A 16,729-nucleotide genomic window follows, 5' to 3' on the forward strand; every position below is an offset into this window, starting at 1 on the left:
GGTGAAAATAATGCGGCGAACTGTCTCGCCCCGGCAACAGACGCAATAAACGAATATCGATCGGCGCGTATGATATCCTAACGTTTATGCCCTAGGGCGGGAGGCAATGGTTTGCGAATCGTTAGTCCCGCGCCTGATTCGAAAGGCCCTGGCTGCCTCCGGCATGATCCTGCGCATGATCGTGTGCATCATCATGTGCGGGGGACTGTTCGGGCTGGGCTGGGCTGCGCCGGCTGCTGCCGAGAGCCTGCGGATCGGCGAGCCGCTGTGCCATGCGGTGAGCGGGACCGTGGCGGCAGAGGGCGCCGAGCCGCCCGCATTTTCCTGCAGCGGGGAGCCGGCCGGCTACCAGCAGGGCACGCTCTGGTTGCACGCGATGCTCTCGCCCGAGGCGGGAACTGTGGATGGCGAGCGTGACGATCTCTCGCTCATCATCCACAATTCCCGCTTCGACCGCCTGATCGTGACGTTCTTCTACGCCGATGGCGCGGTGGAGCGGCAGGACGTGCGCAGCGGCGATTTCGGCACGCACTGGCGGGCGGGGGGGCAACTGGCCTTCCGCGCGCCGCACCGCGATGTGCCGCTGGTGGGCGTGACGATGCAGTTCGACAAGCTGGCCAGCGCGCGGCTGCTGCGCATGCGGCTGGTCGAGCGCGGCGAGGAAAGCACCCAGACGACCGGCCTTGCCACCCTGATCGGCGCGGCGCTGGTGCTGCTGCTGGCAGGGGCGATCTACAATGCGTCGCTGGCATTTGCGGCGCGGCGGCAGTTCTCGGCCTGGCAGTCGGCCTGGGCGGTCTGCATGGTCGCATGGGGGGCCTGCTGGTCGCAGCTGCACTTGTTCTTTTTCCCCGCGATGGCCGGGGCGATCTCCGCGCAGATCTGCACCGGGCTGTCGTGTCTCGCCATTGCGCTGGCAACCCTGACGGCCGTCACCGCGCTGGAAGCGCCTTGCGTCAGCCGCTGGCTGAGGCGCAGTGCGCTGGGGCTGACGGGCAGCGTATTCGCGCTGGGCATCCCGCTGTCGTTCATGAGATCCGGGCCGATCGATACCCTTGGCAGCGTGCTTGGCATGCTGGTGCTGGCCAATCTGGTGGCGGTTGGTGCGTGCATCGCCCAGGCCTGGCGGCGCGGCAGCGCCGAGGCCCGCAACTTCGCCGGGGCCTGGGCGGTGCCGATGATGGTGCTGGGATCGACCAGTTTCTTCGATGCGGACTCGATGTTCTGGGGCGGAGGGTCGCAGATCCTCGTGCTGTTCGCGGCGGCCTGGCAGACGCTGTGGCTCTCGGTCACGGCCACGCGCTCGCATGCCTTGCTGCGGGCGGAACGCGACCTGGCGCGTCAGGCCGAGGCGCGGGCGCAGGATCTTGCCCGCCGCGATGCCCTGACCGGCTTGCCCAACCGGCGCGGTTTCATCGAGCGGGTCGGCGCCGTTCTCGCCGCCTCCCGGACCAGGGGCGAGCCGGTGGCGCTGCTGGTGATCGACGTCGACTGGTTCAAGTCGATCAACGATGCCTTCGGTCATGAGGCGGGCGACGTGGTGCTGGAGCGCATCGCCCGCTGCATCGCTCCCCACGAAAGCGCCACCTGCACGGTCGCGCGGCTGGGCGGCGAGGAGTTCGCGATGATGCTGGCCGGGATGGCCGGTTTCGATCTCATGCGGTTTGCCGAGAGCCTGCGCCAGCGCATCGCGGAGCAGGAGCACGGCGCGGTGATCCGCGGGCGCAAGGTCACCGTGAGCATCGGCATGGCGACCACGTCGGGCGGCGCCGATTTCCGCACGCTCTACCGCCTTGCCGACGAGGCGCTCTACGAGGCCAAGCGGGCCGGGCGCAACCAGGTGGCGATCCGCCTGCTCGAGGGGGCCGAGCCCTTTGCCGACGATCAGCACCTGACGGGCGGCCCCGACCTTCCGGGCGGCCACGACCTCGACCTGCGCAAGGGCTGAACGTGCATCGGGGACGCGGGCCGGGCGCTCCTTCTCATGGGCTTGTGGGGCTCCGGGGCTGCGGACTTTCCGGGTGATGCCCCAAAAAACAGGGGCGGGATCCTGCGATCCCGCCCCTGTCGATCGGCTGTTCTGAGCGAAGGGGCTTACTTGGCCCCGCCGAACAGGTCGGCCAGCTTGAGGCGGGCACCCAGGAAGAAGTAGCGGCCGACCGCGCTGATCGGCGTGTTCATCGAACCCAGGGCGGGCTTCTGGTCGAACAGGTTGTTGATGCCGCCATAGACCTGGAACTGGTCGTCGATGTCGTAGGTCATGCTGAGGTCGTGGGTGAAGCGTTCCTTGAGCTTCAGGTACTTCGGCGCGACCACGTCCGGGTTGTTGGCGATGGTCTGGCGGTCATAGCGATACATCGCGGACATGTAGTTGACCTGCCAGTCGAGGCTGACCGGCCCCTTGGCCCAGGTGAGGTCGGTGGTGACCTGGAACTTGGGCGAGACGTTGCCGGCCACATAGGCATCGTTCACCGTGTCCGCGCCCGGGATCGGCACCGAGCTCAGGCGGTGCAGGTAATTGCCGACGACGCGCGCACCGAACGTGCCGTACTTGTCGGTAGGCACGATGTAGTTGACCTGGAAGTCCAGCCCCGCAGTACGGATGTTGGCGACGTTCAGCGGGCCGACGACAAAGCTGGTGACGTTGCCGGCCGAGGCGATGCCGTTCGTGCCATTCTGGCGTGTGATGGCATCGCAGTACTGGTTCTGAAGCGTGGACTGATCGACGCAGAGTTCTGTCACGGTCTGCGGGTCGACGGTCCGGATCGCGTTCTGGATGCGGATGTCGTACCAGTCTGCCGTGATCGTCAGGTGGCGGATGAACGAGGGCTGCAGCACGATGCCAGCCGTCCAGGTCTTGGCAGTCTCTTCACGCAGACCGGGATTGCCGCCCTGGAAACCGGGGAGGTTCGAGCTTCGGGCGTCGACGTATTGTGAAGGATCGGCCACTCCCAGCGAAGAAAGCAAGGCCTGGCAATTGGCGACGCGGTACTGCGTGCCGTTTTGCAGGTTTTCGTGGTTACAGGGATCGTTGATGAATTCAAACGTCTGCGAGACCTGGCTGAAGAGTTCGCTGATGTTCGGCGCGCGCACGGCCTTGGAATAAGTGCCGCGCAAGGTGATGTCGCGCACCGGCGCCCATTCGCCGCCGACCTTCCAGGCATTGGTCGAACCGATGCTCGAATAGTCCGAATAGCGGAAGGCGCCGTTGACGCCGAGGCGCTTGGCGAAGGGCATGTCGGCCAGGATCGGCACGTCGACTTCGGCGAAGGCTTCCCAGACGTCGAACGACCCTTTGGTATTGCCCAGCGAGTTGGTGAAGGTGAGGCCTTGTGCCGCCAGTTCGTCGGCGACGAAGCTGCTCTTCTCCTTGCGGTACTCGCCGCCCAGAGCGAACGAGATCGCTCCGCCGGGCAGTTCGAAGATGCCCTTCGAGTTGCCGGTGATGGCGCCGCTCAGCACATGCTGGGTCAGCGTGGTGCGGTCGACGGTGTCGGCCATGATCCAGTCCAGCGCCGCCTGGTTGCCGGACGCGTTCTCGCCGAACAGGTTGAGCGGCATGCAGTCGCCGGGCGAGAAGGTCGTCGGGGCGATTTCGCTGCGGGTGTAGTTATAGGGCTGATACGGGGTCCAGCTCGGGTCGAGGTTGGCCCGGCAGGTTACCCCGCCGTTGCCGTCGCTGACCGCGTCGATCGCCGCATAATAGCGGTCCGTGATCATGTTGTTGGTATAATGCGATTTGATCTTCGAGCGGCCGTAGACGTACGACAGGTCGTAGGACAGGTTGGGGCTGAGGTCGCCGCGTGCGCCGATCACGCCGCGCACGGTCTCGCGGGTGATGTCCTCCCCGCGGCGACCGAAGTCGAAGTTGTCGCGGTTGACCAGAACGCCGCCGTTATCGGGATCGATATAGGGCCGCACGGCGGCCGGGATGTAGGGATTGTCCTCGGGAATGAAGAGGTAATAGTCGTACGTGGGCTGGCCGACCGAATAGGAGCGCGTGCGGGCATACTTGCCTTCCGCATAGAGCTTGAAAGCGTCGCTGAAGTCGAAGTGGAACACCGCGCTGACGATGTCGCGCTTGATCTTCGGCAGCAGGTCGTTGCCGTAGTCGGATACGAGGGTGCCGGAGCCACCCTGCTGATAGAAGTTGGGCACGAACGTGCCATTATCGAAGGGGCGTCCATCTGCACCGACGAAGTCCGGCATGTAGTCGAAGTCGACATCGATCCCGGCTTCGCGTGAAGTGTCGTTGTAGCGGATGTTCTTGAGCGGAATGTAGTCCGGGATTCCGTCGTTGTTCTCGCCCTGTGACGCATCCTCGGTATCGGCCGAGTTGCGATAGAAGCCGACCTTGTTTTCCCCGTCCAGCCACTTGCGGCTGTGCGAGCTGAGGCGGTCTTCCTCGCCGTGCTCCCAGGCCACCGCGAAGTTGCCGCGCCCGTCCGCGAAGTTATGGCCGGCGGTGATCGCGATCAGCCGCTGGCCGGCATCGCCGTACTTCGACAGGCCGTTCTGCACGCGCGCGGTCAGGCCTTCGAAGTCCTTCTTCTGGATGAAGTTGACCACGCCCGAGACGCCGTCGGCGCCGTAGACCGCCGAGGCGCCGCCGGTCAGCACTTCGACGCGCTCGATCAGGTCGGTCGGGATCGTGTTGATGTCGACCGACTGGGTGCCGTCCACCGAGGCGACCTGGCGGCGGCCGTCGATCAGCACCAGCGTGCGCTGGGTGCCGAGATTGCGCAAGTCGAGCAGGTTGAGCCCGGTGGCGCCGATGCCGGCGCGATCACCGCTGTTGTTGTAGGAGCTGGACGAGCCCTGCAGCGCCGGGATCGTCTTCAGGTAGTCGGTCAGGTTGGTCGTGCCGGAATTGGTGATGTCCTGCGCGGTGACCACGGTGACCGGGTTGGGCGAATCCAGCTCGGGACGCGCGATGCGCGAACCGGTGACGATGATGGGTTGTTCGCTGGCCTCGTCGTCCCCCTGGACGGCCTGGGCCAGTGCCTGCATCGGCGACAGCAGGGCCAATGCGGGGAGGGCCGCTGCACCGAGCAGCAGCCGGTCCTTGCGCGTAAACATGTCTGCATTCCTTCGGTTGCCCCGAGGCCGGATCCCGGCCACCGGTCGGTTCGCGCATCATCGAGACGACGACGCACTGAATGTGTGCAAACGTCTGCAATCGTGAGGAATGTGCAATGCAAATGTTACATGCTTTGCAATAATCCGGACATCCGTTGCAATATTGCAACTTTCGGATGATCTTTCGGCAAGTAGCGCGGTGGGCACCTGTTCTGTGCGACGGGGACTGCCGTTGTTTGCCGTAACCCGTGCATTCGGCTCCCCCACCCGCCCCCCACCCGCCCATCACCAGTTTCCTGCGCGCGCGGGTGGGGGAGCGGGGCAGGCGTCAGTCGGCCACTTCGAAGCTGGCGCTGAGCGCGGCGGTAGAACTGTCGCCGACGTAGACGTCGAACGTGCTGGCATCCTGCACGAAGGCGCGGGTCGAGGCCGCCCAGTAGCTGAGGTCCTCGGGGCGCAGCGTGAAGTGCACGGTGCGGGTCTGGCCCGGCTCCAGCGTCACGCGTTCGAAGCCCTTGAGCTCACGCACCGGGCGCGCGGCGGTGCCGTAGCGCTGGTGGATGTAGAGCTGCGCCACTTCGTCGGCCTTGCGGCTGCCGGTGTTGCGCACCTCGACCGAGACCGGCACCGCCTCGCCGCGCGCGACCCGGGTCTTGTCCAGCCTGAGGTTGGAAAACGCGAAAGTCGAATAGGACAGGCCGTAGCCGAAGGGATAGAGCGGCGTGTTGGGCTCGTTCCAGTAGCGCTCCTCCACCGTCTTGGGCTGGTGGGTGGTGAGGTGCGCATAGGGCAGCGGCAGCTGGCCGATGTCGCGCGGCCAGTTGTAGGGCAGCTTGCCGCCGGGCGAGACCTTGCCGAACAGCAGGTTGGCCACCGCCGTGCCGCCCCGGGTGCCGGGATACCAGATGTCCATGAGCGCCGCCGGCCGGGCGCCCTTGAGGTCGAGCGGGCGCGCGCTCATCAGCAGGACAACGACCGGCTTGCCGGTGGCGATCACCGCGTCGAGCAGTTCCTGCTGGCGCCCCGGCAGGTCGAGCGAGGAGCGCGAGGCATTCTCGCCGATCATGATCTGGCCTTCGCCCAGCACCATCACGGCGACATCGGCATCCTTCGCCAGCGCCACGGCGCGGGCGATCTCGGGCGTGTCGTCGACGTTCCGGGCCTTGCCGGCGGCGAACTCCTCGTCCGACTGGAAGATCGACTTGTTGACGCGTGCGGGCAGGGTCACGCCCGGCGAATAGGAGACCTTCACGCCGCTGCCCAGTTCGGCCTTGATGCCGGCGAGCACGGTGACGGTTTCCTTGTCGTCCTGGTCGAACACCCAGGGGCCCACGGTGTCGCGCGCGGAATCGGCAAGCGGGCCGATCACCGCGATCGACTTGAGCGCGCTGCGGCTGAGCGGCAGCGCGGCGCCCTCATTGCGCAGCAGCACGGCGCTGCGCTCGGCCGCGACGCGTGCGACCTCGCGGTGGGCAGGGTCGGCCAGCACGCGGGCCGCCTGCTTGAGGTCGACGTAGGGCTTCTCGAAAAGGCCCATGCGGATCTTGGCTTCGAGCACGTGGCGCACCGCGTCGTCGAGCTGGGCCGCGGTGATCCTGCCTGCCGCCAGCGATTGCGGCAGCGTCCTGAACGCGGACTGGCCGAACGGCGGCGCCATTTCCATGTCCACGCCCGCGCTCAGCGCGCGCACGCCCGCATCCTCGGTGCTGGCGGCAAAGCCATGGGTCTTGAGGTCGAAGGCGGCGCCCGCGTCGGTGACGACAAAGCCCTTGAAGCCCCAGGTCTTGCGCAGCACGTCGGTCAGCAGCCAGCGGTTGCCGGTGGCGGGCACGCCGTTGACGCCCATGTAGGCGCTCATGATATTGCCCGCCCCGGCATCGACGGCGGCCTTGAAGGGCTTGAGGTAGACGTTCCACAGCTCGCTGTCGGACAGGTTGACCTCGTCATAGTCGCGCCCGCCGATCGAGGCGCCGTAACCGGCGAAGTGTTTGGGGCCGGCGATGATGCGGCCGGCGCTGCCGATATAGGCGCCCTGGAAGCCGCGCACTTGCGCGGCGGCCATGGCGCTGCCGAGATAGGGGTCTTCGCCCGCCCCCTCGACAATGCGGCCCCAGCGCGGATCGCGGGCGATGTCGACCATCGGCGCGAAGGCCCAGTGCAGGCCGGCGGCGCGGGCTTCGGCGGCGGCGACCGCCTGGCCGTCCTCCGCCACTTGCGGATCCCAGCTGGCGGCCACCGCGATCGGCACCGGCATGATCGTGCGCAGGCCGTGGATCACGTCAAAGCCGAACAGCAGCGGGATCTTGAGCCGGGTCTTCTCGACGGCGATGTGCTGCAGGCGGTTGAGTTCGGCGGGGTCGTGCACGAAGAGCAGCGAACCGGCCCGGCCGGCGGCCATCTCGTCGGTGACGCGCCGGGCCTCGTCCGGGGAATCGGTGAAGTCGAAATACTGGGTGATCTGCCCGGCCTTCTCCTCCGGGGTCATCTGCGCGATCAGGGCATCGGCGCGGGCGCGCACCGCTTCCTCGCTGGGCGGGGCCGAGGCTGCCGCCTTGCCTTGCGCCATGGCCGGGCCGGATGCGGCCAGCGTGGCTGCCAGGGCAGCGCCGGTAAGGGCCTTGCGGCGGAACTTGCTTTTCGAAGTCATTGCGGATCCCTGTCGGTCATTGGGGAGGAGGAAGGTCGAACAAGGGGAGTAAAGCTTCCGCCGCGCGGCAGAAAGAGGGCGCGCCGATCGCCGCCGGTCCTTTACCCCCGTCCAGCCTCGCCGTTTGCGCCACTCACCCGCTCCAGTTCCTGCTTGCGCGCGGGATTGGGTGATTTATCGTTAAATCACAAGGGCCAATTTCGGAGCCGCTTTCACGCCGGGCCTCGTTCGATCATTTCGAACGGCGCCTTCTTGGTTTGCGCCCCCATAGTTTGCGGGACGCCCCTCGTTGGTGCAGAGTTTGGACGGCGGCGCCGACAGGGCGCCGGACCGGACAGGCAAGGATGGCAGGCAAGGGATGGCAGGAAAGGGATGGGCAGGAGCGTGGCAGGCATGAGGCCGCAGATCAGGGGTGGGGCGCTGCTGCTGGCACTGGCATTGGCCGGTCTTGCGCCCGGCGGATCGTCCCTGGCTGCCGCTGCGCAGGACCGCACCAGCGGGCCGGTCGCGCGCGCTGCGACCCGCATTCTCGACCAGGAGGGCGCGCGGCGCCTGCTGGCGAACAAGGGGCTGACGCTCCAGTGGATCGATTGGGACCATCGCGGCGCACTGATGGTCAGCCGGGAAGGCGGGGTGTGGAAGCTGCATGGGCGCCAGGCCGATGCCAACGGCCCCGGACTGCTGGCGCTCGACGGGACCATCACCGAGATCGGCGCTGACTACTTCACGTTCCAGGGCCGGATCAGCATCACCAACACGCCCGATCCCGGTCGCGCCTGCTCGGCGGACAAGACCTGGCGTTTTGCCGTGACCCAGAACCGCCGCTATTACCGGCTGCGCGAATTCGAGTGGTGCGACGATCTGACCGACTACGTCGACATCTATTTCTGAGCGGGGCGCGATTTCGCCACCACGCTGCGCAGCGTGGCGCCGTCGATGGCGCCGGGGATCAGGTAATCGCCGATGACCAGCGAGGGCGTGCCCGAAAGGCCCAGCGTATCGGCGAGGCGGGCGGTCCTTTGCAGGGCGGCGTCGATCTCGCCGCCGTGGCGGGCAAGATCCGCCTGCAGGCGCGCCCAGTCCACTTTCGCGCGCGTGGCGGCCTGGCGGATCGCCGCCGGATCGAGCTTGACAGGCCCGGCCATCAGCGCGTCGTTAAAGGCGGCGTGCCTGCCCTGATACCGCGAGGCCATGGCCACGCGCGCCGCCTCGCGCGAGGCGGCGCCGAAGATCGGCCAGTCGCGGTAGACCACGCGCAGCTTGCGGTCGCTGGCGGTCAGTTGCTTGAGGTCGGCGTGGAACTTGCGGCAATAGGGGCACTGGTAGTCCGAGAACACGACGATGGTGACATCGTAGCCTTGCGGGGCGAGGCTGGGCACGCCGGGATCGTTGGCCAGCGCGTCCTTCATGCGGGCGCGTTCCTGGGGGGAGGCCATGGCCGTCTCGGCGGCCTGGACCGGCGCGGGGCTCCATGCGAGCCCGGACAGCGCCGCGATCCCGATCGCCACAGCGGCAAGGCGCCGTCCCATGTTCATTTTCATCATCCTGAAATTCCAAACGAAGACGTGTGCGCGGCGCTGGGCCAGATCGGGCCGGACTGCAAGCCCCGAATGCCCGCCGGTTATGTCTGCTGCAATGCGATAATGCGAATCCCTTGCAACAAAGTCGCAAAATGTTACAGGGCCTTCCAAACATGAGGGAAGCCATGCTGTTCACATTTCGACGTTCCTTGCTGGTCCTGCCCATGCTGGCGGGCAGCGTTCCGGCCTTCGCGCAAGTCTCCGGTGCGCAAGCCGATCCGGATGAAGCGATCGTCGTGACCGCGGCGCGCACGGCGCTGCCGGTGAACGCGCTTCCGCTCACCGTCGACGTGATCGACAACCAGTCGCTGAACCAGCAGGTCGCCATCGGCGGGTCGGTTGTCGATGCGGTCTCGGCCCTGACCCCCTCGTTCTCGCCGACGCGCCAGAAGCTTTCGGGCGCGGGCGAGACGCTGCGCGGCCGCTCGCCGCTCTATGCGATCAACGGCATTCCGCAGACGGCCCCCTTGCGCGACGGCGCGCGCGACGGTTTCACCATCGATCCCTTCTTTGTCGACCGGGTCGAGGTGATCTACGGGTCGAACGCCCTGCAGGGGATCGGCGGCACCGGCGGCATCGTCAACCAGGTCACCGTCGGCCCGCCCCGGCAGGACGGCATCTCCGGCCGCGTGCTGGTCCAGGGCAATGCCGATACCGGTTTCCACGGCGATGGCATCGGCGGCAAGGTCGCCGGCCTGATCGGCTGGCGCGAGGGGCGTTTCGATGCCACCGTCGGCGGCGCCTTCGAGAAGCGCGGCGTGTTTTACGACGGGCACGGCGAGCGTATCGGCACCGACCTTACCCAGGGCGAGACGCAGGACAGCCGCTCCTGGTCGGTATTCGGCCGGTTCGGCTATGCGGTGTCGGACAGCGCGCGGCTCGACCTCATGGTCAATCGCTTCGAGCTCAAGGGCGATGGCGACTACGTGGCCGCCAACGGCGATTACACGAAGAACCTGCCGACCACTTCGGTGCGCGGCACCCCGCCGGGTGTGCCCGCCACCAACCGCACCGAAAGCGCGGCGCTGACGTATACCGACAGCGACCTTTGGGGCGGCAACCTGATGGCGCAGGCCTTCTTCAACCGGTCGCGCGATACCTACGGCGGCGAGATCGCCCCGATCGCCACGTTCCAGGATGCCGCGCTTGCGCCGATCGGCACGCTGTTCGACCAGTCGCAGAACCGCAGCCGCAAGTATGGCGGCAAGTTCTCCTACGAACGCAAGATCCCCGGCTTCGAGGCGCTGACGGCCACCGTCGGCATCGACCTGCTCTACGACAAGACCGAGCAGCGCCTGATCGCCACCGACCGCGTCTGGGTGCCGCCGGCCGACTATCGCAGCCTCGCGCCGTTCGCGCAGTTCAACCTGGCGCTGCTGGGCGACCGGCTGCGTCTTGCCGGGGGCCTGCGCCACGAGGACGTGCGCATCACGATCGCCGACTATCACACGCTGGCCAGCTACGGCGGCGGTTTCGACGTGACCGGCGGCACCCCGCGCTTCAGCGATACCCTGCTCAACGGCGGGGTGATCGTCGAGCCGTTCAAAGGCATCCGTGCCTATGCGAGCTACGCCGAGGGCTACACCGTGCCCGACGTCGGCCGCATCGCCCGCGCGGTGAACAAGCCGGGCGTGGAGATCGACAACTACGTCAACATCGCGCCGATCGTCTCGAACAACCGCGAGGTCGGCGTCGAGGTCAAGCGCGGGCCCATCGACGCCAGCGCCGCCTATTTCTGGTCGACCAGCAAGAACGGCTCGCTGCTGGTGCAGACCGGCGGGGTCTTCGAGGTGCAGCGCCAGCGCGTCGAGATCCAGGGGCTGGAGTTCAACCTCTCGGCGCAGACGCCGGTGCCCGGCCTCGTGCTTTCGGCGGGCTACGCGCACCTGATCGGCCGCACCGACGGTTCGGATGACGACGTGTTCAAGGTCGACCGCGATCTCGACGGCGCCAACATCTCGCCCGACCGCCTGAACCTGGCCGCCAGCTACCGGCACGGCCCGGTCTCGGCGCGGGTGCAGACGCAGTTCTTCCTCTCGCGCAAGTTCGAGCGTTCGCCCGGCAACTGGAACGACACCTACAGCTTCGACGGCTACAACGTGACCGACCTCAGCCTGCGCTACGAGACCGGTTTCGGCGCGCTGACGCTGGCGGCGCAGAACATCTTCGACCGGTTCTACATCGACTACTATACCCAGACCGTGCGCCCGACCGACAATGCCCACTTCTTTGCCGGCCGCGGGCGCAACTTCACGATGAGCTGGGACTACCGCTTCTGATGAAGCTGCTCGACAGCCTGCACCGCTGGACAGGGGGCCTGATCGGCCTCCTGCTGGCCCTCCTGGGCCTTACCGGCACGATCCTGCTCCACCGCGATGCCTGGGTCATGCTGCCCAATGCCGGTGACGTGCAGGTCCAGGACACCGCGGTGCTGGCGCGCACGACCCAGCGCCTGATGCAGGGCGATGGGCCGCAGCCTCGCGCGATCACGTATGCGGGGGCGGATTTCGGGCTCGACCGGCTGGCCTTTGCGGACGGGGGCGGGGCCTACGTGACCCAGGCCGGGGATCCCGTGGCGCGCTGGGACAGCCAGTGGCAGCGGCCCGAACTCTGGCTCTCCGACTTGCACCAGCACCTTTTTGCCGGGGATGCGGGCGAGACGGTGATCGGCATTGCCGGGCTCTGCGGGCTGTTCTTCGTGGTGAGCGGGACGGTGCTGTGGTGGCGCACGCGCCGCACGTTCGAGTGGCGGCTCTGGCCCGCGCGCATGACGCGGCCCGCCATCGTGCGCCACCACCGCGATCTCGGCATCGTTGTCGCCCCGCTCTTGGCGCTCTCGCTGGTGACGGGGGCGGTGCTGGTGTTCCGGCCGCTGTCGGCGGTGCTGCTGGGCCCCGGCGCCCCGCAGGAGATCGACCGGCGGCTGGCCGCGCCCAAGGTGCCCATGCGCAGCCTCGGCGCCGACCTGGACTGGGCGGCGATGATCGTGCAGGCGCGCGCGCGGTTTCCCGATGCCGAAGTGCGCAGCCTGTCGCTGCCGCGCGGTGAGAGCGGCCTCATCACCTTGCGCATGCGCGGTCCCGGCGAATGGCTGCCCAATGGCCGCACCACGGTGTGGTTCGCGGCGGACAGCGGCCGGATCGTCGCCACCCGCGATGCGGCCGCGCTGCCGGCGCGGGTGCGGGGCTACAACCTGCTCTACCCGCTGCACGCCGCCAAGGTCGGCGGGCTGGCCTTCCGGCTGGTGATGTCGCTTTCCGGGCTGGCGCTGTCGCTGCTGGGCACGCTGGCGGTCTGGACGTTCTGGTTCAGGCGGCCTGTCCGGCGAGGGTCCTGAGCGCCGCGACCAGGCGGTGCACCGCCTCGTCCGGGGTGAAGATCGCCGGGGTCACCCGCACACAGGCGCCGCTTGCCAGGCCTTCGCGCTGGACGGTGAAAATGCCGAAACGCTCCAGCAGCGTGGCGGCGAGCGCCTTGTTCTGGTCCGCGCCGTTGCGGCCGCGCAGGCGGAACGAGGTGAGCGCCGATGTCAGCCGCGGATCGGACGGGGTGAGGATCTCGATGCCCGGATGATCGCGCAGGGTTTCCGCCCACAGGCCGCGCAAGTGGCGCAGGCGCGCTTGCTTGGCGGTGATGCCGATCGCCTCGTGGAAGTCCAGCGCATCGGCCAGCGCCAGATAGCCCGCGAAGCTGGCGGTGCCGGTATGGACGCGGCTCAGGGTGCCATGGTCGGGATTGCCGGTTTCGCTCATGTTCGGGTCGATGTCGGCCAGCCTGTCCTTGCGGATGTAGACAAGCCCCACGCCCATCGGCGCGCCGATCCATTTCTGGCAGGTGAGACCGACAAAATCGGCGCCGAGATCGCCGATGGTGAAGTCCAGCTGCCCCCAAGCATGGGCGGAATCGAGGATCACGTCGACCCCGCGCGAACGGGCAAGGGCGATGATCTCCTTGACCGGCATCACCAGCCCGGTGCGGTGGCCGACATGGGTGAGCAGCATCAGCCGCACCCTGGGGTGGGCCTCCAGCGCCGCCGCATAGGCATCGATCAGTCCCTGATGGCTGGCCGGTTCGGGCATGGCGACGGTCACCAGATCGGCGCCGCGCCGCTGCCTGAGCCAGCGGAAGGCGGCCTGGGTGCTGTCGTAGTCGAGGTCGCAGCAGAGCACCTGGTCCCCGGGGCGCAGGCGGTTGTAGCCGGCGATCAGGGTCTGCAGCGCTTCCGTCGCCCCGCGGGTGAAGGCGATCTCCTCGGGCAAGACGCCGAGCATGGCGGCGGCGCGGGCGCGGACCGGCAGGATGTCCTGCCAGAAGCCGCGCCGCGCGTAGTAGGAATTCTCGGCGTTGACCCGGGCGAGCCTGCGGGCATGGGCCTGCGCGACCGGCCGCGCCATCGATCCCCAGTTGCCGTTCTCCAGCTGGACGATGTCGTGCGTCACGTCGAACTGGGCCGCCACCTGGGCCCAGTAGGCGCTGTCCTGCGGGGCCGCCGGGACCGCGCGGCGCAGCGCGGCCCCGATCGGCCCATTTCCCGGCCCATTTCCCGGCCCCGCATCTGCGGAGGCCAGGGTGCCGGACAGCAGGCCCGAGGCCATGGCGCCGGTCATCCATGCACGGCGATCGAACTGCGCGGGCCGCCGCTGGGCCATGGCTTCGCTTCCTTCCATCAGAACGCCACGTCGAGGCGGGCGTAGTAGTTGCCGCCATTGGTGTCGTAAGGGGCGTTGCGCGAATAGACGAGGCCGCGGCTGGCCTGGAACGTCGCCTTGGCGGGGTAGGTGTTGAACAGGTTTTCCGCGCCGACCCGCATCGACAGGCCGGGGCGCAGCGCATAGGTCACGCCCGCATCCACGAAGGCGATGCCGCCGAAGTCCTGGAAGATGTCGCCGGTGGAGTTGCCGCTCGAATCCGTCCAGCCGCCGTAATAGCGCAGGCGGCCCATCAGCGAGACCTTGCCCAGCGTGTAGGTGATCGTGCCCACCGCGTTGTGTTCGGGCAGGCCGTTCTGGTACTTCACGCGGGTAGTGTCGCTCTGGGCGATCCGGCTCGAGACGACCCGGGTCTGGGTATAGCTGTAGGAGGCCGTGGCATCGAGCGTGCCGGGGCCGACCGGGTGCTTGTACGAGACCACGAAGTCGACCCCGCGCGAACGGGTGTCGTAGTCGTTGGTGAAGAAGGTGATCGTGCGATAGTCCGCCGCCTGGCTGATGCCCTGGGCGATGAGGTCGGCCTTGATCGCATCGGTCAGGACATGGCTGGGCGAGACGCTGAAGCGGTTATCGACCCTGATCTGGTAGGCGTCGATCGAGCCGGACAGGCCCATGCCGGTGCGCCAGACAAAGCCCGCCGTGGCGGTCTTGGAGGTCTCCGGCTTCAGCGCGGTGGCGCCGAAATACTGCGCAACCGGGTTGAGCGGAGAGAGGCGGCCGGTGGTGTAGAGCAGCAGCGTGGTGGTATCGAGACCCTGCGAGGTGCTGGTCGAATGGAGCTGGGCCGGGGTCGGCGCCTTGAACCCGGTCGAATAGGACCCCCGAACGGCCAGTGCCGGGGTGATCTCGTAGCGGGTCGAGACCTTGTAGTTGAAGCTGTTGCCGAAGCTCGAATAGTCCTCGTCGCGCAGCGCCGCCTCGACGCTCCACGCGCGGGTCACCGGCACCGTCACGTCGAGATAGCCGGCGTAGCTGGTCTGGCTCCACGAGCCCGCCTGAAGGTCGGAGAAGCCGGGAAAGCCGTTGGAACCGGCGGCCAGGCCATAAGCCGCGCCGGCGCCGACGGCATAGGAGGCTTTGTCACCGGCGCGGATCGTGTAGGTCTCCACCCGGCGCTCGGCACCGAAGGCCACCGTCACCGGGCTGGCGAAGACCGGCAGGGAAAGCGTGTAGACGCCGTCCGCATTGAGGTTGAACTCGCGCTGGATGTTGCGGCCGAGGTAGAAGTCCAGCGGGCTGTCCGGCCCGAGCGAGGCATTGATCGAATTGTGCAGGTAGAAGGCGGTGGCGTTCTGCCCCAGCGAGGCGGAAAGATCCCAGTGGAAGTCGCCGCCCTTGCCGCCGCGAAGCCCGCCCACGGTCTGGAAATCGGTATAGCGCACGCCTTCGCTGGGGGTGAAACCGGCGGGATAGATGGCGTTGACGTCGAAGCCGGGGAAGGCGGCGGTCTGTTTGTAGACCGACGTGGTGGTCGCCGGGTTGCGCCAGTTGATGTCGGACCAGCCCTTGCCCTTGCCGAACGTGCCGAAGCCGTAGATTTCCATGTCCTCGCCGATCGGCTCGGCGGCGTCGGCGGCGAACTTGATCGTCTGGAGCTGCGGATTGCCCCAGCGCTGGACCGGGGCCTTCACGGCGATGCCGGTGGAATTCGCGAAATCGATGGCGTCCTGGCGCTGCTGGCTGCGCGAGGTCGGGTTGGTGTCGGCAAATTCGCCGGTCACCACGAAGTGGCCGCCGCCGGGCAGGGCAAAGCCCGCGCGGCCGCCCAGCTGCACCTGCCCGCCGTCGCCCTTGTAGTACTGCGAGCCTTGCGCATAGGCGGAAAAGCCCGGCTTGGTGTCGAACATGACGTTGATGACACCGGCAATCGCGTCCGATCCGTACTGGGCCGAGGCGCCGTCGCGCAGCACTTCGACATGGCCGATCGCGAAGGAGGGGATCTGCGCCAGGTCGGTTGCCTGGGCGCCACTGTTGAGGAACGAGGAGCGGTGGAAGCGCTTGCCGTTGACCATCACCAGCGTCATGTCGGGCGAGAGGTTGTTGAGCGAGGCGGGGCGGATGAATTCCGGGCCGTCGGAGGCGGGCAGCTTCTGGACGATGAAGGCGGGGACAAGCTGCGTGAGCTTCTCGTCGAGGCGGGCGGTCACGGTGGCCCTGACCTGCTCCTGGGACAGCGTGTCGACCGGGGAGAGCGCGGTGAACACCGTCTGTGCCTGCGCGCGGGTGCCGGTGACGATGATGTCGGAGGCGTCTTCCTCGGCGGGAAGGGTGCTGCGGCCGCCGCGCGGGGCGGGCTCGGAACGGTCGTCCTCGAGGCCGAGGATCACGGTCCTGCCGTCGTCCTTTTTCACCGCAAGGCCGCTGCCGGCAATCAGGCGGGACAGCGCAAGCTGGCGCGGCATCCGGCCATTGAGCGCGGGCGCGCGCTGGGCGGCGATGGTGGCGCTGGGGAAGAAGATCTGCACTTTGGCCTGGCGGGCAAACAGCGTCAGCGCGCTCGACAGCGGCTGGGCGGGAATGGCGAAGGCAGGCTGCTCGGCAGCCATGGCAGGCGCCGCGAAGGTGGCGGATGCGGCGCAGACAGCAGACGTGGCAAGCAACGCCGCGAAAAGCGGCGCGCGGCGAAACCGTGCGGACATGGATGAACGACCCCTTTGACAGGCGCCGACCGGCGCCTCTGCCTTTCCAGACGATCCGGCCGGGCCGAACCGCCA

At 67.7% G+C, this 16,729-nt stretch carries 9 protein-coding genes; 4 read left to right on the top strand and 5 right to left on the bottom strand.

Features of this window, described 5'->3' with window-relative positions; genetic code table 11:
• Nucleotides 1-175 precede the first annotated feature (175 nt).
• Nucleotides 176-1,948: a sensor domain-containing diguanylate cyclase gene (locus DM450_RS18715; protein ID WP_260610549.1), complete on the top strand. Its 1,773-nt coding sequence runs from the start codon at nucleotides 176-178 to the stop codon at nucleotides 1,946-1,948.
• A 146-nt stretch (nucleotides 1,949-2,094) separates the two neighbouring features.
• On the opposite strand, the gene DM450_RS18720 is transcribed toward DM450_RS18715, so the two are convergent.
• Both DM450_RS18720 and bglX read right to left on the bottom strand, forming a co-directional pair.
• Nucleotides 2,095-5,079, bottom strand: a complete 2,985-nt coding sequence (locus tag DM450_RS18720) for a TonB-dependent siderophore receptor (RefSeq protein ID WP_142638167.1) — start codon at nucleotides 5,077-5,079, stop codon at nucleotides 2,095-2,097.
• A gap of 328 nt (nucleotides 5,080-5,407) precedes the next feature.
• Nucleotides 5,408-7,726 carry a beta-glucosidase BglX gene (gene bglX, locus DM450_RS18725; protein ID WP_142638169.1) on the bottom strand — a complete coding sequence of 773 codons (2,319 nt, stop codon included), beginning with the start codon at nucleotides 7,724-7,726 and terminating at the stop codon, nucleotides 5,408-5,410.
• Between the two features lie 393 nt (nucleotides 7,727-8,119).
• Here bglX and DM450_RS18730 point away from each other — a divergent pair, with 393 nt between their 5' ends.
• Nucleotides 8,120-8,617 (top strand): hypothetical protein, encoded by a 498-nt coding sequence (locus tag DM450_RS18730; RefSeq protein ID WP_142638171.1) that lies wholly within the window; start codon nucleotides 8,120-8,122, stop codon nucleotides 8,615-8,617.
• Here DM450_RS18730 and DM450_RS18735 read toward each other — a convergent pair.
• Complete coding sequence (locus tag DM450_RS18735; protein WP_142638173.1) at nucleotides 8,608-9,255, bottom strand: DsbA family protein; 648 nt, start codon at nucleotides 9,253-9,255, stop codon at nucleotides 8,608-8,610. The genes DM450_RS18730 and DM450_RS18735 overlap by 10 nt on opposite strands.
• A 176-nt stretch (nucleotides 9,256-9,431) precedes the next feature.
• Between DM450_RS18735 and DM450_RS18740 the strand changes: the two genes are divergently transcribed.
• Both DM450_RS18740 and DM450_RS18745 read left to right on the top strand, forming a co-directional pair.
• Nucleotides 9,432-11,585: a TonB-dependent receptor gene (locus tag DM450_RS18740; RefSeq protein ID WP_142638175.1), complete on the top strand. Its 2,154-nt coding sequence runs from the start codon at nucleotides 9,432-9,434 to the stop codon at nucleotides 11,583-11,585.
• Entirely contained in the window at nucleotides 11,585-12,643 is a 1,059-nt protein-coding gene (locus DM450_RS18745) for a PepSY domain-containing protein (protein ID WP_142638177.1), read from the top strand. The genes DM450_RS18740 and DM450_RS18745 overlap by 1 nt, the downstream gene beginning before the upstream one ends.
• Here DM450_RS18745 and DM450_RS18750 read toward each other — a convergent pair.
• Complete coding sequence (locus DM450_RS18750; RefSeq protein WP_185928820.1) at nucleotides 12,615-13,955, bottom strand: aminotransferase class V-fold PLP-dependent enzyme; 1,341 nt, start codon at nucleotides 13,953-13,955, stop codon at nucleotides 12,615-12,617. The two genes, DM450_RS18745 and DM450_RS18750, sit on opposite strands and share 29 nt — an antisense overlap.
• A gap of 17 nt (nucleotides 13,956-13,972) precedes the next feature.
• Nucleotides 13,973-16,654 carry a TonB-dependent receptor gene (locus DM450_RS18755; protein ID WP_221889500.1) on the bottom strand — a complete coding sequence of 894 codons (2,682 nt, stop codon included), beginning with the start codon at nucleotides 16,652-16,654 and terminating at the stop codon, nucleotides 13,973-13,975.
• Between the last annotated feature and the right edge of the window lie 75 nt (nucleotides 16,655-16,729).

Source organism: Sphingomonas sp. IC081, assembly GCF_006874585.1.
Lineage (GTDB): Bacteria > Pseudomonadota > Alphaproteobacteria > Sphingomonadales > Sphingomonadaceae > Novosphingobium.